This is a genomic window from Tautonia plasticadhaerens, from assembly GCF_007752535.1.
In the GTDB taxonomy this organism is placed as follows: Bacteria; Planctomycetota; Planctomycetia; order Isosphaerales; family Isosphaeraceae; genus Tautonia; species Tautonia plasticadhaerens.
In genome coordinates, this window is the sequence record NZ_CP036426.1 from 6,099,782 (window position 1) to 6,121,620 (window position 21,839).

15 protein-coding genes are annotated in these 21,839 nt (G+C 70.1%); 11 read left to right on the forward strand and 4 right to left on the reverse strand.

From position 1 onward, the window contains the following. Positions 1 to 64: 64 nt before the first annotated feature. The 7 genes from ElP_RS24490 (at position 65) to ElP_RS24520 (ending at position 7,013) form a co-directional block, all read left to right on the forward strand. On the forward strand, positions 65 to 1,516 hold the full coding sequence (locus ElP_RS24490; protein WP_145274363.1) for a hypothetical protein: 1,452 nt from the start codon (positions 65 to 67) through the stop codon (positions 1,514 to 1,516). Next, a complete protein-coding gene (locus ElP_RS24495) occupies positions 1,503 to 2,189 on the forward strand; it encodes a GltB/FmdC/FwdC-like GXGXG domain-containing protein (RefSeq protein WP_145274365.1) in 687 nt (228 codons plus the stop codon). The genes ElP_RS24490 and ElP_RS24495 overlap by 14 nt, the downstream gene beginning before the upstream one ends. A 73-nt stretch (positions 2,190 to 2,262) precedes the next feature. Beyond that, a complete protein-coding gene (locus ElP_RS24500; RefSeq protein WP_145274368.1) occupies positions 2,263 to 2,688 on the forward strand; it encodes a hypothetical protein in 426 nt (141 codons plus the stop codon). Between the two features lie 28 nt (positions 2,689 to 2,716). Beyond that, positions 2,717 to 4,486, forward strand: a complete 1,770-nt coding sequence (gene recJ, locus ElP_RS24505; protein ID WP_145274371.1) for a single-stranded-DNA-specific exonuclease RecJ — start codon at positions 2,717 to 2,719, stop codon at positions 4,484 to 4,486. Continuing rightward, positions 4,470 to 5,135 carry a protein-L-isoaspartate(D-aspartate) O-methyltransferase gene (locus ElP_RS24510; protein WP_145274374.1) on the forward strand — a complete coding sequence of 222 codons (666 nt, stop codon included), beginning with the start codon at positions 4,470 to 4,472 and terminating at the stop codon, positions 5,133 to 5,135. The genes recJ and ElP_RS24510 overlap by 17 nt, the downstream gene beginning before the upstream one ends. A gap of 132 nt (positions 5,136 to 5,267) precedes the next feature. Beyond that, on the forward strand, positions 5,268 to 6,050 hold the full coding sequence (locus ElP_RS24515) for an MBL fold metallo-hydrolase (RefSeq protein WP_145274377.1): 783 nt from the start codon (positions 5,268 to 5,270) through the stop codon (positions 6,048 to 6,050). A 222-nt stretch (positions 6,051 to 6,272) separates the two neighbouring features. Beyond that, complete coding sequence (locus ElP_RS24520) at positions 6,273 to 7,013, forward strand: hypothetical protein (protein ID WP_145274379.1); 741 nt, start codon at positions 6,273 to 6,275, stop codon at positions 7,011 to 7,013. A gap of 73 nt (positions 7,014 to 7,086) precedes the next feature. Here the strand turns inward: ElP_RS24520 and ElP_RS24525 are convergent, their stop codons facing one another. The 3 genes from ElP_RS24525 to ElP_RS24535 form a co-directional block, all read right to left on the reverse strand. Next, a complete protein-coding gene (locus ElP_RS24525) occupies positions 7,087 to 9,855 on the reverse strand; it encodes a c-type cytochrome (protein WP_145274382.1) in 2,769 nt (922 codons plus the stop codon). Positions 9,856 to 10,028: 173 nt separating this feature from the next. Then, positions 10,029 to 10,943: a polysaccharide biosynthesis/export family protein gene (locus tag ElP_RS24530; protein WP_145274384.1), complete on the reverse strand. Its 915-nt coding sequence runs from the start codon at positions 10,941 to 10,943 to the stop codon at positions 10,029 to 10,031. A gap of 220 nt (positions 10,944 to 11,163) precedes the next feature. Continuing rightward, positions 11,164 to 11,577, reverse strand: a complete 414-nt coding sequence (locus ElP_RS24535) for a hypothetical protein (RefSeq protein ID WP_145274386.1) — start codon at positions 11,575 to 11,577, stop codon at positions 11,164 to 11,166. Between the two features lie 337 nt (positions 11,578 to 11,914). On the opposite strand from ElP_RS24535, the gene ElP_RS24540 reads away from it, so the two are divergent. From ElP_RS24540 to ElP_RS24555, 4 genes are all read left to right on the forward strand, one after another. Then, a complete protein-coding gene (locus ElP_RS24540; RefSeq protein WP_145274388.1) occupies positions 11,915 to 12,904 on the forward strand; it encodes a hypothetical protein in 990 nt (329 codons plus the stop codon). Between the two features lie 577 nt (positions 12,905 to 13,481). After that, positions 13,482 to 16,265, forward strand: coding sequence for an ATP-binding protein (locus tag ElP_RS24545; RefSeq protein WP_145274391.1), 2,784 nt, complete (start codon positions 13,482 to 13,484; stop codon positions 16,263 to 16,265). Between the two features lie 121 nt (positions 16,266 to 16,386). Continuing rightward, a complete protein-coding gene (locus ElP_RS24550) occupies positions 16,387 to 17,544 on the forward strand; it encodes an FIST signal transduction protein (RefSeq protein WP_145274394.1) in 1,158 nt (385 codons plus the stop codon). Between the two features lie 190 nt (positions 17,545 to 17,734). Beyond that, the gene (locus ElP_RS24555; protein WP_145274397.1) at positions 17,735 to 20,437 is read left to right on the forward strand and encodes a serine/threonine-protein kinase; all 2,703 of its coding nucleotides are present in this window, start codon (positions 17,735 to 17,737) and stop codon (positions 20,435 to 20,437) included. A gap of 22 nt (positions 20,438 to 20,459) precedes the next feature. On the opposite strand, the gene ElP_RS38600 is transcribed toward ElP_RS24555, so the two are convergent. After that, positions 20,460 to 21,464, reverse strand: a complete 1,005-nt coding sequence (locus ElP_RS38600; protein WP_197446337.1) for a glycosyltransferase family protein — start codon at positions 21,462 to 21,464, stop codon at positions 20,460 to 20,462. Positions 21,465 to 21,839 lie beyond the last annotated feature (375 nt).

The following is a 21,839-nucleotide window of genomic DNA, read 5'->3' on the forward strand; positions in this document are numbered from 1 at the left end:
CATTCATTGCGATCCGGACCGCCCGGTCGGTCGGAACTCACGTCCCCAGCAAGGTCCGCGAATCATGATCGATGCGAACGCCCCGGCATGGCCCCGGGGCCTCGGACGTCGGCTTGCGACGCTCCTGGCCGCCGTCGGGCTGCCCCTGGTCGTCAGCTCCTCGTCCCCGGCCCGTCAGCAGGACGTCCCCCAGGACCCCTCCGGGACCCAGGCCGAGCCCGAGGGCGACGCCGACGCCGAGGAGGAAGAGGCCACCCCCGAACAGGAGGACGCCGCCGACGTCCTGGCCGATTCGATATACGTCGACCCGAAGGCCACCGCCGCGATGCGGGGGACCTTCGAGCAGCTCCACGCCTCCGTCCGGGTCCCCCTGAACACCGACCGCGCCATCGCCCAGATGGTCCGAGGCGGCCGGGTCGACGCGGGCCTGATCGACCGGTTCATCAAGGACGCGGCCCGGCAGCTAACCGACCCGGCCAACATCCAGGCCGTGATGCAGCCCGACGGGTCGCAGCGGAACATCCAGGAGATCCAGGACGCGGGCCGATACCTGATGCTCCCCTACCTGGAGGTCCCCGCCGGTGAACGCGACCGGCGGTTCATCCAGGAATTCAACACGAGGCTCCTGGCGGTCGTCCCGGACCTGCTGAAGAACCACCTGTACTCCCGGGTCCAGGCGATGCAGGCCCTCAGCCAGATGGGGGATCCCCTCGCCCTGGACCTGCTGATCGCCCAGCTCGGCGACCCGGAACAACCGCTGATCGTCAAGCAACTGGCCGCCGAGGGGATCGACCGGATCGCCCGGGACGCCTCCGGCAGCCTGACCCCGAATCAGCGGGAGAAGGCCGCCAACGCCCTGGTCGACTTCCTCCGGAACAACCGGGAGGCGTACTGGCTCGCCCATGCCCGGGCCTTGCAGGCGCTCGGCTCGCTCCGGTCGATCTCGGGCATCCAGAACCGCAACGAAGCGGTCTTCGCCGACGAGGTACTCCAGGCCATCAGCTCGATCGACCTCCGCCTGGAGACGAGGGCCTGGGCCGCCTGGGCGGCGGGGATGTTCGAGATCCCGCCGTCCTATCCCCAGCTGAACTTCTCGCTGGCCTCGTACATGATCGGCCAGCTGGCGGTCGAGGTGGGCGAGCGGATCGTCGAGCTGAGCGACCCGAGGGAGGACGGGTCGTTCGACCCCGAGCGGGTGAAGTACCAGACCGCCCTGCTCGTCTCCCCGATCTTCCAGTCGCTCGAGGGCTCCCGGGAGCTCCGGGGATCCGGCTTGAAGAACACGAACGCGGTCGGGCCCCATCAGGCCTACGTGAACCGGGTGCACCAGTTGATCCGGCAACTCGCGGCCTCGTCGGTCGAGCTGACCCGGGCGGTCGGCGGGCAGCGGCCGGCGGCGAGGGACGGGGTGATCCGGAGCCTCAACGAGCTCCGGACCTTCCTCGAGCAGAATCCCCCCGACGACCGGACCTTCGTCCCCGGCGGCCGGGAGTTCGCGCTGAATGACGCATCCTGAGCCCGAGCGGACCGAGGACCCGAGGACCCCGGCCGTCGAGATCCCGGTCGCCCTCGTCCGAGACTACCAGCAGATCAATCGAGAGCTGATCCGCGCCCTCGACCTCGGCCTGCCCCGGATCCGGCTGGTCGACGTCGAGGGGCAGCGGTTGCTGGCCTTCGGGCTCCGGGGCCCATGGCGGGCGACGATCGAGGTAGTCGGCAACGCCGGCCCCGAACTCGCCGCCGACCTCGACGCCGAGGGGGTGACGGTCCTCTGCACCGGCTCGGCCGGCGACGGCGCCGGCCGGGGCCTCCGGGCCGGTCGCCTGGCCATCTGCCGGGACGCCGGGGACGCCGTCGGGGCCGGGATGACCGGCGGCTCGATCCTCGTCGCCGGCCGGGCCGGTCATCGGGCCGGGCTCAGGCTCCGCGGCGGGACGTTGTTGATCCTCGGCCCGGCCGGACGCCTCATGGCCGACCGACAGGAGGGCGGGATCGTGATCGCCGACCCTCGTTCGTCCCAGGGGCCGGGCGGCCGGGCCGGGGGCGGCGGCGGTCGAATCGACCTCCGGGCTCGGCGGGACGACCGGTCCGACCTCGACGTCCCCGATGTCGATCCCGATCCCGATGCCCTGGTCGCCTCGATGACCGCGATCGCCGAGGCGCTCTCCGACGCAGCCGGCGACCCGTGATTCATCCCCGACCGGGGATGGGTCCGATCGTGGCGGTGGCGCGGCCCGGACGCATCAACTGGAGGGGGGATTGTTGAAGATCGCCCATGGCGCGGGCAGAATATCGGTGAGGCGATTGCTCGTCGCGATCCTGCTCGCCACAGCGGGTTGCGCCGAGGAGGCGGGCCCCGAGCCGATGCCGACGGCACCGGTGGACGGCCTCGTGCTCCTGTCGGGCCGTCCCCTGCCGGGAGGGTGGCTGGAATTCCTCCCGGTCGAGGGCACGGTCGGCCGCCTCCGATCGGCCCGGATCGGGCCCGACGGGTCGTTCCGGGCCGAGGGCGTGGCCGAGGGGACCGTGGCCGTCCGGGTGGCGGGGGCGGCATTGCCGCCGCCATACGCCGCCCTGCTGGGTCAGGTCTTCCTGATCCGACGTGACGTCCCCCCCGGGGGGGCGACCGGCCTGGTCATCGACCTCGACCGGGAGTACCGGTCGACGGCCGCCGACCCGCCCCGCTGAACCCTTCTCCCGGCCGACGGAGGCGAGGATGACATCCCACCGCTGGCACCTCCGGCCCAGCGACCCCTCCCGGGTGGCCTGGCTCGGATCGGAGGCGCGGATCCCGCCGCTCGTCGCCCAGATCCTGCTGCACCGGGGGATCGACGATCCGGCCAAGGCCCGGGAGTTCATCGAGGTCCGTCGCCGGAGCCTCCACGACCCGGAGCTGCTCCCCGGCGCGGTCGATGCCGCCGATCGGATCGTCCGGGCCGTCCGGGACGGGCGGAAGATCATCATCTACGGCGACTACGACGTGGACGGCGTCTGCGGGACGAGCATACTCTGGTCCTGCCTCCGGCTCGCCGGGGCGAGGTCGACCGAGTACTACATCCCCCGTCGGGTCGAGGAGGGGTACGGCCTCAATGCCGAGGCGCTCAGGAAGCTCGCCATCGAGCACAAGGCCGAGGTGGTCGTCACGGTCGACTGCGGGATCACGTCGGTGAAGGAGGCGGCGATCGCCCGGGAATTGGGCCTGGAGCTGATCGTCACCGACCACCACACGATCGGCCCGGAGCTTCCCGGGGCGGCCGCCCTGGTCCATCCCCGTCTCCCCGGCGGGGCGTATCCGTTCGGCGAGCTTTGCGGGGCGGGGGTGGCGTTCAAGCTGGCCTGGCAGGTCTGCAAGAGCTTCGGGGACGGCAAGAAGGCCTCGCCGCACCTGAGGGACTTCCTGCTCGGGGCCTTCGGCCTGGTGGCGCTGGCGACGATCGCCGACATGGTGCCGCTGGAGGACGAGAATCGGATCTTCGTCCGACACGGCCTGGAGTCGATCCACGCCGACCCGTCGACCGGCCTGAATGCCCTGATGCGGGTGTCGAATTGCCTGGGCAAGCGGAAGCTGACGACCGGGAACGTGGGCTTCGGGCTGGCGCCGAGGATCAACGCGGCGGGGAGGCTCGAATGCGCAATGCTCGCCGTCGAGATGCTCACGACGGCCGACCCGGGCCGGGCGGAGAACATCGCCGAGCGGCTCGACGCCTGCAATCGGCAGCGGCAGGAGATCGAGCGGACGATCGTGGCCGAGGCGAGGCAGATGGTCGAAGCCTCCGGGGGGCTCGGCGAGCGGGGGGCGGTGGTCGTCGGTCACACCGAGTGGCACCCGGGGGTCATCGGCATCGTCGCCGGCCGCCTGGCGGAGTCCTTCCACCGGCCGAGCATCGTGATGGCCTTGCGTGACGACCTGTGCCAGGGCTCCGGCCGGTCGATCGCCGGGTTCGACCTCTACGAGGCGATCCGGAGCTGCTCCGACGGCCTGCTCGGCTTCGGCGGCCACCGCGCGGCGGCGGGCCTCCGGATGCGGCCGGACCACTTCGCCGCGTTCGCCGAGCGATTCGAGGCCCATTGCCGGGAGATCCTCACCGAGGAGCAGAAGCAACGCCGCCTGGACATCGACGCCGAGGTCCGCCTCGCCGAGTTGAGCCTGCCGGTCGTCGAATGGATCGAGTCGCTCGAGCCCTACGGGATCGGCAACCCCCGCCCGGTCTTCTCGGCCGAGGGGGTCCGGGTCATCGGCGAGCCGAGGGTCGTGGGGGAGGGCAAGAAGCACGTGCAGCTCCGGCTCTCCCAGAACGGGACGGCCGTGAAGGCGATCGCCTGGAACATGGCCGATCGACTGGGGTCGCTGGGCCCCGGGACCGACTGCGCGGTCGCCTTCTTGCCCTCGGTGAATGAGTGGAACGGTCGTCGCGAGGTCCAGCTCGAGATCCGGGACGTGCAGATCTCCTCGAGCGGAGGTGCCCATCATGCCCGATCCGCATGACCATCCCGCCGAGGAGCTTTGCCGACAGCTCCGGGCCCGAGGGATCCATGACGACCGCGTCCTGGGTGCGATCGCCTCGGTCCCCCGGGACCGGTTCGTCCCCGCCTCCCGGCGAGACGCCGCCTGGGAGGACCGGGCCTTGCCGATCGGCTGCGACCAGACGATCAGCCAGCCGTTCATGGTCGCCTTGATGACGCAGGAGCTGGGCCTTCGGGGGGACGAGCGGGTGCTGGAGATCGGCACCGGGAGCGGCTACCAGACGGCGATCCTCTCGGCCCTGGCCCGCGCCGTGTTCACGGTGGAGCGCCTCGAGCCGCTCTCCCGGGACGCCCGGGGGTTGCTGGAGGGGTCGATCGGCTGCCGGAACGTGCATTTCCTCGTCGGCGACGGCACGCTCGGCTGGCCCGAGGCCGCCCCGTACGACCGGATCCTGGTGACGGCCGCCGCCCCGGAATTGCCCTCTCTCCTGTTCGAGCAGCTCGGCGAGGGCGGGAGACTCGTCGTGCCGATCGGCTCGGAGCAATCGCAGCAGCTGTACGTCGTCGAGCGGCGCGGGGGCGAGCCGGTCGAACACGCGTCGGTGACCTGCCGGTTCGTGCCGCTGGTCGGCGAACGAGGGTGGGACGGCCACCCCCGAGGGCCGGGCTGAGCCCGGCATTCGGAGATCGCGCCCCCGATCGGCCGCGAACCGCCTATAATGGGCCCCGTGACGACACCGGCAGCATGCCCCGGCGCCCGGGGGGCGCGGCGGTTCGTCAAACCCAGGGCGAGCGATTCTGTCATGGTCGAGCGACGATACCTGTTCCCCGGAGTCATCGAGCTGAACGTCCAGGCCCGCCGGCGGCTGGGCGTGAACATCTACCTGATCGACGGCGGGTCGGAGTACCTCCTGATCGACGTCGGCTTCCTCGACGAACTGGGGGACGTTCTCGAGCTGATCCGCCAGATGAACTACAGCCTCTCGGCCTGCAAGATGATCGTCGCCACCCACGCCGACGCCGACCACACCCAGGGGCTGGCCCGGGCGAGGGAGGTGCTCAAGTGCCCCGTGGCGGCGCACCCGAAGTCGGTCGCCCTGCTGGAGACCGGCGACGAGATCGCCACCTTCTCCCGGATCGACGCCCAGAACATCCACATCCCGATGCCCCCTTGCAAGGTGGACACGACCGTCGACGAGGGGGACGTGCTGAAGGTCGGCGACCGGTCGCTGCAGGTCTGGAGCACCCCGGGGCACACCGCCGGGCAGCTCTCCTTCCGGATGGGGGAGTTGCTGTTCTCGGGCGACAACATCTTCCGGGACGGCAGCGTCGGGGTAATCGACGCGCACCACGGGTCGAATCTCACGGACTTCGCCGCCAGCCTGAGGCGGATCCGGGACGCCGACGTCGAGTTCCTGCTCCCCTCCCACGGGCCGATCTTCCGCAAGGACCGCGCCCTAATCGACGCGACGATCGCGAGGCTGGAGACCTACATGCACCTGGCCGACTTCGGCACCTGCGCCATCGACTGGCCCCTGCTGGATCAGTGGGAGGAGGAGCTGGCCTCGGGCAAGCTCCCCGTCTGATCCTCCCGGTGCCGTCCGGATGGGGTGACATCGCGGGCCGACGCTACCGAATCTGTCGCTGGGTGTTCAATAGGAGGTCCGAGCGTGATTGGATCTCGAACGGGCAGGCCGACTCCGGTGATCCATCGATCCTGATCGGCCCGCGAGTGTCCCGGGACGCCCCGGGGGCGGGCCCGACGGGCCGAGCGACCGGGTCCGGCCGGATCCTGGGAGAAGACGCAGATGAACGCGACCCGAAGAATGACGATCGCCCTCGGCATCGTCGCCCTCCTGGCCGCCCCGGCGGCCGCCCAGCGCGGCGGTGGCCAGGGCCAGGGGCGGTTCGGCCAGGGCATGAGGATGGGGATGCCGGGCGGCTTGGCCCAGCTGGCGATGGCCCCCCCCGTGCAGGAAGAACTCGCCCTGAGCGACGACCAGATCGCGAAGATCGAACCGATCGGCGAGCAGCTCCGTTCGGACATGATGAGCCGGATGCAGGAGATGCGCGATCAGCTCGGCGACCTCGCCCCCGAGGCACGCCGCGACCGGTTCGAGCAGATGTCCCGGGAACTGAACGCCGCGGCGAAGGTCCGCCTCGAAGCGGTGCTGAAGCCGGAGCAGCTCGACCGTCTGGTCCAGATCGAGCTCCAGCAGCAGGGAGTCCAGGCGTTCTCCGAGCCCGCTGTGGTCGAGACGCTGAAGCTGACCGACGACCAGAAGGCCGAGATCGACGGGCTCCTGGAGACCTACCGCACCGAGGTCCGCGAGGCGTTCGAGGCCGCCCGAGGGTCCGAGGACCGCGGGGCCGTGATGCGGGAGCTGGTCGAGCTGCGTCAATCCAGCATGGACGCGGCGATGGCCGTGTTGACCGACGACCAGAAGGCCTCATGGGAGGAGCTGACCGGTGAGCCCTTCCAGATGGGCCCCGGCTTCGGACCCGGCGGCGGCCGTGGCGGGCCCGGCGGCGGCCGCCCGAACGACTGATCGGGCCGACCGTCGGGACCGGGTGCCCGCCCCCGGACGGACCGGGCACCCGGGGTCCCGCCCGGGCCGCGCGTCAGGGATCCGGCGTGATCTCGACCCGGATCCGAACGGCCCATTGGCCCTCCTCGACCCGGCTTCCCCGGACGAGGAGGGCCGCGTCACTCCCGTCTCCGCCCACCGATCGGACGATCATCCCGCCCCCGAGCACGTCCTCGACCCGGACGGTCGCGCCCTCGACCCGGACGAGCCCCGGACGAGTCCCCTTGGCCAGGGGCCCGTCCCCGACGAGGACGACGGGGAGGAGGTCGTCCGGGGTCCCGACCACCTCGACCGATCGCTCCCAGCCATCGGGCCGAGGCCGGAGGCGCTCGGACACCTCGACCGGGACGTCCCCGGGGGCCTCCAGCTCATAGACCAGGCGGACGCCGTCCGGCTCAAACCGCAGTTCGGCGAACGAGCCGAAGCGGCCCCGATCCTCCCGGGGCGGCACGATCGCCCCCGCCCCGTCCTCGAAGACCACGGGGGGATTCGACCGGGTGGAGACCCAGAGACGCCTGCCTTCCGGGTGCCATTCCCAGAGCCGCCCCCGCTTGGTCCGGGAGAGGAACCCGCCGTCCCACCAGCGGATCCAGGCGAGGCGATCGGCGTCGAAGAGCAGCGAGCTCCCGTTCCGGAGGCCGACGACCAGGCCCCGGGGGTAGTGCGTGGACGGGGTGTCGTCGGGGACGATCATGTCCCGGACGACGAGGTCGCGGTCCTCGGGAGGGACCAGGAATTGCCGGGTGGCCATCGAGGTCCGCTCGGCGAGCCGGTCATCTCCCAGGGCCTCCCAGATCGCGCCGAGCTGCTCGTCGACCGTGCCGTGGATGCCAGGGGCGGGCGTAAGGAACTGCGGCATCGGCGTGCCGGGGATGATCCGCTGGGGATCCCCGAGCCATCGGTCGTAATACGGGCGGGTCATGCGTCGATGGGCCAGCCCGAGATCGGGTCCGAGCGTCTCCGCCTCCCCCCCCGGCGGGATCCGTCCGCCGACCACGTGGCAGGAGACGCAGCCGAACCCCTCCCGGCCGAGCAGGGTCAAGCCCACCTCGCCTCCCAGGGACGGGGGCTCGTGATCGGCGGGCCGGGCGCCCTCGACCCGGTCGTGATTCCTGAAGTAGGAGGCGATCGCGTCGGCCTCTCCCGGCTCGAAGGCGTAGCGGGGCATTCGCATCGAGAGCCAGGGCCTCGCGACCGGCGCCTCCCCGGTCAGGGCCAGGTCGAGGTACTCGGGCCTGAGCTTCCCGCCGACCGAGGAGAGGTCGGGGGGGGTCAGCGTGCCTTTCAGCGCATTCAGCTCGCGGTCCTCTCCGAGCAGGAGGGCGAGCCGGGATCCGAGCGCCTCGCCGCCCGAGCCGTCCCGGGAATGGCAGCCGAGGCAGTTTCGCCGTCGGAGGTGGTCCTCCGCGAGGGTCGAGGCCGGGATCGGGACGGGACGATCGGGGATCTCGGCGACGAAGGCCCGCAGCCGCTCCCGTTCCTCGTTGTTCAGCCCGAATCGGGGCGTCCGGGGGGGAGGTTCGTCGGCGAGGCAGCCGGCAGCCGGGTCCGAGGTATGGGAGAGGGCCCCGATCCCGATCGGCGGGCGAAGGCCCGGGATCTCGTGGCAGGAAGTGCAGCCGATCGACTCGGCCAGGGCCCGGCCCCGGTCAGGATCACCGGGATTCGAGAGCGTCGACCCGGCGTCCGGTGCCGGAACCTCTCCTTCGGTGAGGTAAGCGGCGAGGTGGGCTGCCGCGTCGGGGGTGAGGCCTAGGGAAGGGCGGTGGCGTCCCGGGTCGTTCCGGCCCGACCCGCCGAGATAGGAGGAAACGGCCTCCCTCGATCGCTTGAGTCCCAGCCCACCGAGGTCCGGGGCCGTTCGGACGTGTCTGGTCTCGTCGGCGTCTCCCCGGGTATGGCAGGCGAGGCAACCGGCGGAGCGGAACAGGAGCCGACCCCGGCCCGGATCGGCGACGTTCAGCGCCATCTGCCCCTCGAGATCCGGGCGGGCCTCGGGCCCGGAGACGGAGCCGAGGAAGGCGGCGAGGTCGGCGGCCTGGGCCCGGTCGAGCCCGAAACCGGGCATCGGGGTCCCGGGGCGGGCCGCCGGAGGGTCGACCAGCCAACCCCGGATCCAGTCGGCCCGGAGGTCCGTTGAGGAGTCGAGCGTGGGCCCGAACGCGCGGTGCCCCGGCATTCCCAGCACCTCGTGACAGCTCGCGCAGCCGAGACGATCCGCCAGTCGCCTCCCCTGCTCGAACCGGTCGACCGGCGGCCTTAACGATGCCTCGTGGAACAGGAGATGGGCGGGCACGTGCTCGGTGGCGAAGTCGGGTCCCTCCCAGTCGAGCAAGATGCGTGCATTCCCGCGTTCGTGTGCGGATTCCAGGCGGATCTTGGCCAGCCCGGGTCGAAGCTCGACCGTGCCGGAGGGGTCCGTCCCCTCCCCCGCGGTCACGACCGGACGCCCGTCGATGAGCAGGCGGGCCCGTCCCCCTGTCGAGAGTTGGAAGCGATGGGGCCCAGGGTTCCGGATCAGCACCCAGCCGTCCCAGGTGGCCGAGAAGGAGTGGGATGACAGGCGAGGGTCGGGCACGCCGCCTCCCCAGTCGTGCACCAGATCCCGATCGACCCGCCTCAGGACCGTCGGCACATCCCCGGGTCCTTCGTCGGTCGGGCGGAACTCGGCCACGAGGCCGGGGAGGAGCTGCTCGGGATCGGGTGGCTCGTCTCCCCCCATCGCCGGTGTGGCAAGCAGTGCGGTCGCCAGGAGTACGAGCAGCGACCCGATCGGTGAACGACGAGAGGGTGTCCGTTGCATGTCGATCCGTAGTCCGCGTCCGAGGTGATGGCCCGATCCGGACGCGAGTCTAGGGGGCACGGCGGATGCGATGCAAGCCGGACGTGAACGACGACGAGGCCGCCCGGTCGGTCGGACCGGGCGGCCTCGGCGGGTTAGTGTGGATCGAGCGAGTCGAGCCGGGACGACTCGGCCTAACGAACGCCCAGCGCCGGGTTGGTGGCGTTCGGCAGGACGACGTTGTTGGTATTGCCGCCGAGATTGTTGTCTATCGGCCGATTCAAGAACCGGAGGCTCTGGGCCGCGAAGGAGTAGATCTGGATGCCGTTGAGCACCGAGAAGAACGGCTCGGCCAGCCGGTTGATGAACACGGTCGTCCGCACGATCGGGTCGCGATAGATGACAATCCGGTCGCCGGGCATGATCTGGTAGTTGGTAGTCGTGTCCCCGGCGTTGACGATCGCCGCGAGGTTCACCGGCAGGACCTGCGTGCAGCACGCCCCGGGGGGGGCCGGGCGGACGAGTCGGATGTTCTGGGTCGCCGCGGTGGGCAGCAAGCCCCCGGCGTAGTTGATCGCGTCGAGCACCGTCTCGTTGCCCGTCAGGACGAGGCGGCCCGGCTGGATCACGTCACCCTGGATGTAATAGACCTTGCTGTTGTACGAGGAGACGTCGACGAAGATGCGGTTGGACTCCTTCGGCGGGATCTTCTCGTATTCGAGGGTGTCCGGATCCAGCTCGATGAGGCCGAGCGCCTCGTCGGTGAGGAACTGGCGGAGGTGGATGATGACCTTCTCCTTGATCTCGGAGATGGTCAGGCCGGCGACATAGATGTCGCCGTAGAAGTCGAGCGAGATCTTCCCGTCGGGCCGGACCAGCCGCTCGCCGGTGACCGGGCGGCCTGGGAGGGCCTCCAGCACCTCGATCCGGATCAGGTCGGGGGGCTCGACCACGTACTCGGGCATCGACGTCTTCTCGAGCTCCCGAGGCAGGTTGCTCTGGGCGATCTTCTCCTCGGGCGTCCTGACCGTCTGGCATCCGCAGGCGATCAGGGCGAGCAGCGGCACGACCCAGGCCAGCCGCCATCGAGCCGTCCGTGTGCAATCCATGCGACACTCCTGCCCGTCGAACCGGGTCCGGCCGTCGGTGGGACCACGTCACCCCCCGACACCAAGGGGCCGCCCGACTCGAGTCGGGCCGGTGAGGCCACCGTCACTCCTTGAAACCACGAGGCCTGACCTTGACACGGGGCCCAGGACCGACCTCCAACTGCCTTATCCATCGGCAAGAACGCGCCGGGTCTCGACTCGGAACGATGACCCGACGCGATTATCGGCCCCGGTTGCCGAAGTGCCCACCCAGCCGGTTGAACCGGGCCGGGGCCGCCGTGCCCGGCGTCGACGGCATTGGAGTCCTGCGTCCGAAGTAGGTCGACGCGCTCGATCCCCCGGGTTGCATCTGGTGGTAGCGAGACGCCGACGGCCCGCTCGGCGTCGACATCGACTCCTGCTCGGCCCTCGCCATCCGGGCCGCCTGGTATTGCGACGCCAGGAAGAAGAGGAACGCGTCGTTCCCGGTCGAGGCCCGGGGCCAGGCATAAGGCTGAAGCGCCGGATTCCCGTAGATCCCCCGCCCCAGTCCCGAGACCTGCCCACCGACCTGCTGGGCCTGACCCGGGCGCCCCGCAGCGGCCAGGGCCATCACCGACATCACGAGTGCCGCCGCTCGAAGCCGACTCCGCATCCGATCACCTCCTTCGCGTCCGGACCACGGGGCCCGGTCAATCTCGACAATCCGGGACGGCCGACATCACCGCCCCATTCCCACACCCCTAGAGAGATCGACCCGCGGTCCTCGTCGAGACAGGGATTCGGGCGGTTTAACCCGTCTGGAGGTGTCGCCAGGAACGGCAAATCCCCCATTCTCGCCAAACTGCTCTAGCTCGCAGGGCAGCTCAGATTCTCTGAAGTCCTCAATTCCAAACGCCCGATCGAAAAGAGCGAACGGGCAGGGACGCCGGACTCGGGGAAGGTCCCGGAGGGTCCCTCGCCGAGGATTCTCGCAGCGAGGGGATGTACCGATGAAGGGCAGGAGGAGCGTGAGGCCCCTGGCGATGGGGGCGCTGATGGTCGCCGTGCTGGCGCCGGGGGCTGCCGAGGCTCAACTATTCCCGAACCTCCCGGCACGAAAACGGGAGAAGATCGACTGCTCGCAAGAGCTGCCCGTCTACGGGCTCTATCGCAATAAGTATTACGGGTACTATCCGACCTGCTGGCGAGGCTTCCCGCCCGGCTGGGGTTGCCCGACCCCGGAATCGCCGGACTGGGAAGCGGAGCTCGCCGACCGCCCGCTGGACATCCCCGATGAGGCGGGCTTCGGGGGTGGGGAGGGTTCGGGTCCGGACCCGCTCGGCGGCATGGGGCTCGACGACCTGTTGCCCGACCTCCCCGGGCAGCGGTCGCCCTTCGAAATGGACCGCCTCAACGAGGGCGCCTCCCCGTTCGACCCGCCGCAGGGAGGGGGACGGTCCCCGTTCCAGGACGACCCGTTCGCCCCGACGGATCCGTCGGCGCCGGGGGGCCTTCCCTCGGATCGATCGGGAGACCCGCCCTCCCCGTTCGACCTGCCCGGCGCCTCGAATGTCCCGTCGGGCCTGCCGGCGATCGGGCCCCCGGTGACCGGGACACGACCCCTCGGGGGCGAGACTCCCCGGGCGGATGCCCCGCCGACGCCGCCCGCGATCCCCGAGCTCGCCGTGATCCCGGACGCGAGGCCGAGGCCGGTCCGGCTCCCTTCGGGCGACTCGGTCCCGATCTCCTACTCCCCCCCCGTGGCCATGCCGGGGACGGCGCCGATCGGGATGGCCCCGGGCGCCCTCCCCCCGGGAGTCCTGGACCCGGGAGCCTCGTACTCGATGGTCGAGGGGGAGGCCGGGTTGGTCGACCCAATGACGGGAGGGATCATCATGGCCGACCCCGGGATTCCCCCCTCCGGACCGATGATGATCGGTGAGCAGGAGGAGCGGCCACGCCGCCGGTTCCTCTCCGGATTGTTCAACCGTCGACGGTGATCCGGGGGTCGATTCCTCCCCGGAGACCTCATGCCTGAGCGGCGATACGGCCGGTTTCGTCCCTCGAGAGGGGAAGGAGGCCGGCCGTTTCGGTCTTGCCCTTCCGGGTCCCTCGGCGAGTCGGAGGTCGCTCGAGTTCCGTGGCGTCGAAGTCGGCGAACCGGGGTCGGCCGGCGGATGGGGCCGTGTCGCCTCCGGCATGGCCAGCCGCCCGGCGATGGCGAGGCGCAACCCGGCGGCGATCGGCGGGCGAGGCCTCGATCCTTCCCGGGGCGAGACTTCCGTCGAGGGGCGGGTGTTTTTCCAGGTCGAGGCTACCGTCGTCGCGGTCGGGCCGCTATAGTCATCGAGATTCCAGGGATCGACACCCAGGGCCGTCGGTCCCCGGACGGGGCCACGATCGGGGACCGACGGCCGGGTCCAGACATCATGCCGGGAGGTTCCTCGGGCACCGAACGGGACGGCACCACCCCGGATCGCGGCCGTCGATCGGCATCCCCGGGGGCGTGGAGGGTGCCCGGATCCTCGGGAGGGCGGCCGAGGAATTCATGGAGGGAGTGCGTTGGATTCCGCGGGAGTGATCGCTCGAGATCCGATCCTCGACGCACTGGCCGACGCAGTCATCCTGGTCGATCCCCTCGGTCGGATCGTCCAGGCGAACCGGGCAGCCCAGGAGCTCGCCGGCCGGCCAGAGGGGCCGCTCTCGGGCCTGGATCTCTCGGAGCTGCTCTCGGAAGTCGAGCGGACGGAGGTCGATGCGGATCCGATGTGGTCCCACCGGGCCCGGGTCGTCAGGCCGGACGGGACGTCGGTCCGGGTCGAGTATGCCTCGAACCCCGCGCAGGTGGAATCGGGAGAGGAGCTGAGCGTCCTGACCGTCCGCCCCCGGAAGGGCGGCCTGGGGGCCGGGGGGCGGGATGCCCTGCTCGAGTACCTGAGGATGACGGCCAAGGTCACCAACCGACTCGGCTCCCGGCCCAGCCTGGAGTTGGTGCTGTCGACGGCGGTGGAGACGCTGATCGAGGGATTCGATGCGGCCCTGGCCAGGGTCTGGATCGTCGACCGGGGGACGGGCCGGTATCGGCTCGCGGCCTCGGGGGCACCGGGACGATCGATCCGGATCGGTTCCTCGCTGAAGGATGAGTCGGCCGATCCGCCGGTCGAGGTCGTCGAGGTGGCTCGGAGCGGGATGCACTTCCTCGTCGAGGGGCTCCGGGACGACGATCGGTTCGACCCGGCCTGGATCGAGCGGCACGGCCTCGGTTCCCTGATCGCCCTGCCGCTAGCGGTGGCGGGCGAGCGCCACGGGATCCTCGTGGCGGGGATGCGAACCGAACCGACCGAGGAGTGCCTGGACGCCCTGCTCGGCTTCTCGACGATCATCTCGGCCTCGTTCAACGACGTGCAGTTGCTCCTGGGGGAGCTGGCCGCGCGGGTCGACGCCGAGGCCGAGCACCGGCGATTCCAGACGATCGTCGACCTGATCCCCATCGGCGTGGTGCTGGCCACCGGCCCCGGCCCCGAGGTCGCGCTGATCAACCCGAGCGGCCGAGAACTGCTGGGCACCGACGGGTCGATCTCGCTGGACGATTTCGCCCACCGACTGCCGGTGAGGGCCGTCGACGGGGGGCCGATCCTCGATGCCGACCGGCCCTTGTGGCGAGCCTTCAACCGCGGGGAGCAGGTGAGGGAGACGCTCCGGCTGGAACGTCCCGACGGGCAGGAGCGGATCCTGGAGGTCATCGCCGGGCCCTTCCCCGGGCCCGACGGCGGGGCGATCGCCACCTTCATGGACATCACTGAGCGGAGCGAGCTCCAATCGGACCTGGCGATGCGGGCGGCGCAGCTCAAGGCGCTGCTGGACCACCTGCCGGTCGGCGTCGCCTACTTCGACCCCGACTGCCGATGCCGGGCCTGCAACGGCCCGGCCTGGCGGATCCTCGGCCGATCGCGGTCGAAGATCATCGGGGCCTCGGCCGAGGAGCTGTTCGTCGAATCCCCCGGGCTGCTCGCGGCGGTCCGCCGCTGCGTCTCGGAGCATGAGCCCCACGCGCAGATCAACGCCCCGTGGTCCGAGGAGCCGGGGGCCGACTCGCCCCGGTACCTGGAATGGCGGTTCGAGCCGCTGATGACCTCGACCAGGGAGCCGATCGGCGCCCTCGCGTTGATCGTCGACGTGACCGCCCGCAAGCGGACCGCCGACGCGATGCAGAAGGCCCGGGACGACGCCGAGCGATCGGCCCGCAACAAGGCCCGATTCCTCTCGGCGATCAGCCACGACCTGAGGACGCCGGTCAACGCCTTGAACCTGCTGGCCGAGGCCCTCGACCGGCGGCTCCGGGGCCTGCCCGAGGACGCCGAGCTGGCCCGGCTCTCGTCCTACCTCCGACGAGCCTCGGGGAACCTGGCCGAGCTGGTCAGCGACCTCCTGGATCTGACCTGCTTCGACTCCGGCGAGGTGACGCAGCACCTGATCGACTTCCCGCTGGCCGAATGGCTCGACTCCACCCTCGGGCCGATGGCGATGGCCGCCCAGCAGAAAGGACTGGAGTTCACCTGGTCGATCGAGGCCGGGGTGACCTGGATCCGGGCCGATCGGGTGAAACTCGGCCGGGTGCTGACCAACCTCGTCGGCAACGCCATCAAATTCACCGACTCCGGCTCGGTCCGGGTTTCGGCCGGGCTGCCCCCCGACGGGCGGTTGGTCCTGAGCGTCGAGGACACCGGGCCGGGGATCCCGGACGCCCAGCTCGGCCGGATCTTCGACGAGTTCGCCCAGCTCCGCAATCCCGAACGGGACCGCAACAAGGGGACCGGCCTCGGCCTGGCGATCTGCCGGAGGCTGGTCGAGGCGGTCGGCGGCCGGCTGGAAGTCACCAGCCTCGCGGACAACGGCAGTCGATTCTCGGCGCTGTTCCCGGTCGTCCCGCTGCCCGGGCCCACGACCGGCTCGACTGGCCGTTTCCCCGACGGTCCCTGCACGAGCGACCGCCCCCAGGTGTTGCTGGTCGAGGACGACGAGACGACCCGCCTGCCGATGAGCCAACTGCTGGAACTCTCCGGCTTCGACGTCTCGACCGCGAGTGACGGCGCGGGGGCGTTGGAGCTGCTCTCGACGGGCCGACCCGCCCTGGTCCTGCTGGACCTGATGATGCCGAGGATGGACGGCATCGAGGTCCTCCGTCGCATCCGCAGCGACCCGGTCCTCTGGGATCTGCCCGTCCTGATCCTCTCCGGAGACGTGCTCGACGAGCGGGCCAGGCAGCTGGACGCCCTCGGCGTCAGCGGCACGCTGGCCAAGCCCATCGACTTCGACCGGCTGCTCCAGGTGCTCGATCAGGTCGCCCCCCGGACGCCATGACGACCGCCCATGGCCGAACCGACCGCTAGGGTCGGTGACTTCCCCCTCGGGGGTCGCTACAATCGGCCGAGGAGCCTTCCCCGCTCATTTCCGAGCCGATCCCCACCCCGGAGCATCTCCGATGGCCATCGCCGCCGAGGCCCTCTCGACCGAATCGGCGAGCGAGGAGGCCATCCGGGACGTCCTCGACCGGGTCGGGCGTCATTTCGAGGGTGGGAGGGCGAACCTCGCCCTGGTCTTCGCCTCTCCCCACCACCTCGAAGCCATGCCGACGATCGCCGATCGGCTCCGCGAGCAGGACCTGGCCGACTGCGTGATCGGCTGCTCCGCGGAGTCGATCCTGGGCGAGGGTCGGGAGGTCGAGACGGGACCGGCGCTGGTGCTCTGGGCGTTGCGGATGCCGGGGATCCGGGCCCGGCCCTTCCGTGCGGACTCGCCCGAGGTGATCGCCTCCCTGGACATCGGGCCGCCGGATGGGACGTCGCCGACCCGGGCCATGATCCTGCTGGGCGACCCATACTCGTTCCCGGCCGAGGACTGGATCGGGGCGATGAACAGTCGTCATCCCGGACTCCCGGTGGTCGGCGGGATGGCCAGCGCGGCCAACGCCCCCGGTGAGAACCGGCTCATCCTCGACGGCGAGACGGTCCGTGACGGCGCGGTTGGGATCCTGATCGACGGCCCGGCCCTCCTGAGGACCGTGGTCAGCCAGGGTTGCCGCCCGATCGGCCGCCCGATGATCGTCACGAAGTCGGACCGCAACGTCATCCTGGAGTTGGGCCGAGTGCCCGCGGTCGAGGTGCTCAAGGAGTTGCTGGAATCCCTCGCTCCCGGGGAGATGGACCGGGTCCGGCAGGGGCTCCACCTCGGGCGAGTGATGAGCGAGTACCGAGACTCGTTCGGGCGGGGTGATTTCCTGGTCCGGAACGTGATCGGGGTCGACCCGAGGGGCGGGGTCGCCGTCGCCGACCACATCCGGGTCGGCCAGACCGTCCAGTTCCATGTCCGCGATGCGGAGTCGGCCGATGAAGATCTCCGGGAACTGCTGGACCGCTCGGGCGCCGGGTCGCCCGTGGCCGGCCTGCTATTCACCTGCAACGGCAGGGGGTCCCGCCTCTTCGGGACGCCGGACCACGACGCCTCGGTCCTGGCCGACCGCCTCGGGCCGATCCCCATCACCGGATTCTTCGCGATGGGAGAGCTGGGGCCGGTCTCAGGCCACAACTACCTGCATGGCTTCACCGCCAGCGTCTTGTTGTTCGAGCCCCCGGGACCGTGATCCCCCGGCCGACCGACCTGCGGAGAGGGTCCGGGGGAAAGTTCCGCGGGATCCTGTCCAATCCCTCGGGGTCGTGATCGAATAGATTCGGACCGGGAGGCGTCATGTGCGCCGAGAGTCCGTCGCGGTTGACAAATGCATGCAAGCGATCCCCTGGGCAGGACCGAGATGAGCCTTTGCCGGAGGCAGGATGATGACCGGGTCGCTCGAACCTCGACGTCTCGCCTCGGAGCCGACGACGGCCTCGAATTCTTCCGGCGATGATCCCCGACTGATCCGGGCCCTCGAGCACTACCTGGAGGCGGCCGAGGCGGGGGAGCCACCGGATCGGGACGCCTTCCTGTCGTGCCATCCCGAGATCGCCTCCCGGCTGGCCCAGTGCCTCGAAGGGATGGATGCCATCCGAGGGGGCGTTTCAGGCCCGGGGGAGCTCGGGGAGGAGTCGGGGCTGACGACCGACGCCGAACTCTTCCACGCACCGACCCCGCCGATCCAGCTCGGAGACTACCTGCTGCTCCGGGAGCTGGGGCGGGGTGGCATGGGGGTGGTGTACGAGGCCCGTCAGCTCTCGCTCGGCCGGCGGGTGGCGCTCAAACTGCTGCCTTTCTCCTCCACGCTCGACCCCCGACAACTCCGGCGGTTCCGGACCGAGGCCAGGGCGGCGGCCTGGCTCCAACACGATCACATCGTCCCGGTCTTCGCCTTCGGCTCGGGTCAGGGGCTCCCCTTTTACGCGATGCGGTTGATCGAGGGGCGTTCGCTCTCGACCTTGATCGCGCAGTGGCGTGACGGGGTCGTCGATGGGGGTGAGGGGGCCACCGCCCGGGGAGACGCGATCGCCGGTTACGTCGCCTCGCTGGGGATCCAGGCGGCCGAGGCGCTCGACTACGCGCATGGACAGGGGGTCCTGCATCGCGACATCAAGCCCGCGAACCTGCTGGTCGACGACGGCGGGCATCTCTGGATCACCGACTTCGGGCTGGCCCGGTTCCGGGAACGGGAGAGCGTGACACGCTCGGGAGACCTGATCGGCACAATTCGCTACATGAGCCCCGAGCAGGCGCTCGGCAAGCACTCCGAGGTCGACCATCGGACGGACGTGTACAGTCTCGGCGCGACCCTCTACGAACTGCTGACACGCGCCCCACTCTTCGAGGCATCGGACACGAGGGAACTGGTCAATCGGGTCCTCCTCGACGCCCCGCGCCCCCCCCGGTCACTCGACCCTTCGATCCCGAGGGATCTCGAGACGATCGTGCTGAAGGCCCTGGCCAAGGAGCCCGGCGAGCGATATGCCACCGCCGCGGATCTGGCCGACGACCTCAGGCGTTACAGGGCGGACCTGCCGATCCGGGCACGCCGACCCTCGGCGACCGAGCGGCTGACCTGCTGGGCGAGGCGACACCGGGCCGCGGTCCTCACCGCCGCGATCCTCCTCGCCGTCGCCCTGATCGGGCAATCGGCCACCATCTTGATGTTGACGAACGAGGAACGTCGGTCTCGGGACCACGCCTTCCAGGCCAGCGAGAACAGCCAGCAGCTCTTCGAATTCGCGGATGCACTCTACCGGCAAGTCGAAGGACGGGTCGGGACCGACCCGGAGGACTCGGAGGCCGATCGTCGCCTGCTGGGGACCTCCCTCGGCATCTTCGAACGCTTCACCCGACAGGCGGATCGGGATCCCAGGCACGACTCCCTGGTCACCTCCGCCCTGATCAGGGCGGGGGACATCCACCTCCGTCTCGGCCATCATCCCGAGGCCTCACTCTGCTACCATCGCGCCCTCGTCCACCTCGACCCGCGACCGACCCCGGGGAACTTGACCGAGGATCGCGGCGACGACCTGGCCCACACGCTGAATCGCCTCGGTCAGGTGGAACTACTGACCGGCAATCCTCACCGCGCGTTCGAGCATTTCTCCCGGGCCGTCACCGTCCAGGAGGGCTGGATCGGTCGGCGGGGCGGGGATGAGGGACGACTGGACCTGGTCTCCTATCTCATCGACGTCGGTCGGTTCTCCGGTGTCTCGTCCCTCGCAGTCCAGGCGGATCGGGCCCTCTCGAGGGCGCTCGACCTCGCCGATGCGATGGCGGCACGCCGTTCCACCTCGGACGCCCTCCCGGGGACCCCCGAGGAGGCCGAAGCCCTGAAACGGCTGATCCGGGGACGCCTGCTCCGCAGCGACCGCCACTTCTCGGACGCCATCGACCAGTACAGGGCGGCATTGGACCTGTACCGACGCCTTTCCGCCGCTCATCCCGACCGGGCCGAGTTCCCCCAACGTGCCTCGGAGGCCGCGTTCCAGCTCGCCTGGTTCCTCGCCACCTGCTCCGAATCCTCGGTGCGAGACGAGGGCGAGGCGGTCACCCTGGTGCAACACGTCCTGGAAGACCAACCCGACGACCCGGGACTGCTCTCCCAGGCGGGGGTCTTCTTCATGCAAGTGGACCGATATGAGGAGGCGGAGCGGGCCATGCGCGCCGCGCTGGCCTCCGCCCCGGATCGGGCCGACCTGTACAACAACCTCGCCTGGCTCCTCGCAACCCGCCCCGAACCTCGACGACCTGATCCGGCCGAGGCGACCCGGCTGGCCGAGGAGGCGATCAAGTTGGCCCCGGGAGTGGGCATTTACTGGAACACGCTCGGAGTCGCACACTATCGATCAGGTCGGCTGAAGGAGGCGATCGCCTCGCTCGAGACCTCGATGCAGCTGAGCGACGGCGGCAACGGCTTCGACTGGTTCGTGACCGCGCTCGCCCTCTGGAAACTCGGCGATCGGGACTCCGCCGCAGTCCTCTACGACAAGGCCGTCGATTGGATGGACCTCCTGCCCGCACGGGATCCGACCCTTCATCGCTTCCGGGAGGAGGCCGACCTGGCATTCGACGCCTGAGTCGGGCCGTAGTCGGGGGAGATCATCGGAGTTCCGGCACCCGGTCGAGAAGCTCGCGGTCGAGTTCGGGGAGCCGTCCGCACATCTCCCGATACCAACGATACCGTTCCCGGAACGCCCGGCCGAGCATCCGAGTCCGGGCGACGTGCCGGTAGGCGGCCTGTCGCAACCGATCTCGGAGGGGATGGTCGAGGATCAGGAGTCTCAGCAGCGTTTCGAACTCGGTGACCGAACGGTAGATCAAGCCCGTCGATCCGTGTTGGATCGGGCCGTCATAGACGGTCGGCGAGGCGAGGCAGACGACCCCGCTGGCTGCACATTCGATGAACTTCAGGTCGGACTTGCAACGGTTGAAGCGACTCGGGGCCAGCGGGAGCAGGGCGATGTCGCACCGCCCAAGGACGGCGAGGTACTCGTCGAAGGGGAGGAAGGGGCGAAAGGTCTTGTCGACCTCGGGCAAGGCGTCGAAGAATGGCCGATCGTGAAGGACCTCGACCCGGACTCGATCCGAGAGCGCGACCAGCACCCGTCGGAGTCCGGGGAGGATCTCCCGCCAGTCCTCCTCCCGATTCAGCGCGCCGAAGAGGATCGTCGCCGGGAGATCCTTCGAAGGGTCCCTCGGTGACGGCAACTCGGCGACCTCGTTCCGAAAGACCCGGACGTGCGGATTGTAACTCCGAAGCAACTCAGCCAGGGGTTCGGTCGAGGTCTGGACGCAGTGGCATGCCCGGAAGGTCAGATGGCGATTCGACGCGATCTCCGGGAAGATGGACGGGTCGTCGTCCCATTCGCAGACGATCAAATACCCGGCCCGTCTCAGGGCGTCCTGGGCCTTCATGTCGTTCGGCCCGAGGATGTTCCGCTGCCGGATGTGGACGCGATCCCCGACAATGTCCCGGTCGAGCAAGGGCGACGTGCCAGTATCCGTCCGGGTCCTCACGCCCGGGATCGTCCGGAGCGCGGAACCGGGCTCCTCGGTTCGGATCCGCGAGCAGATCGGCGTGGCGGCCAGCGTCTGGATCGTCATCCGTCCGGCCCCCTCGAGCGTCCGACCGGCCCGGATGATCACGCGGCCCGACGTCGATCGGGACGGGTGGTGCGGGCAAGTGTCCGAGTCGTCGAATGGGGTGGAGCCGGGGGGCCAGGGTTCGAGTTCGATGGCTTGCAAGCCGGCCCTGGCGAACCTCTGGGACCAGTGCTTGGCCTGATCGATCCCTCCCATCGACCATCCCAGGACGACCCCAGTCGGACCGAGGACACGGTCGATGTCGTCGAAAAAATTGCCTGAGGTCGGGCAGTCCCTCAAGGGCGGGATGATGGTCAGGCAGTCAACGCTGCCGGGGGCCATCCAGGACGGATCGACCAGGTGGCCCGGAGTCGGACCGATTCGGACCCGGTCTTC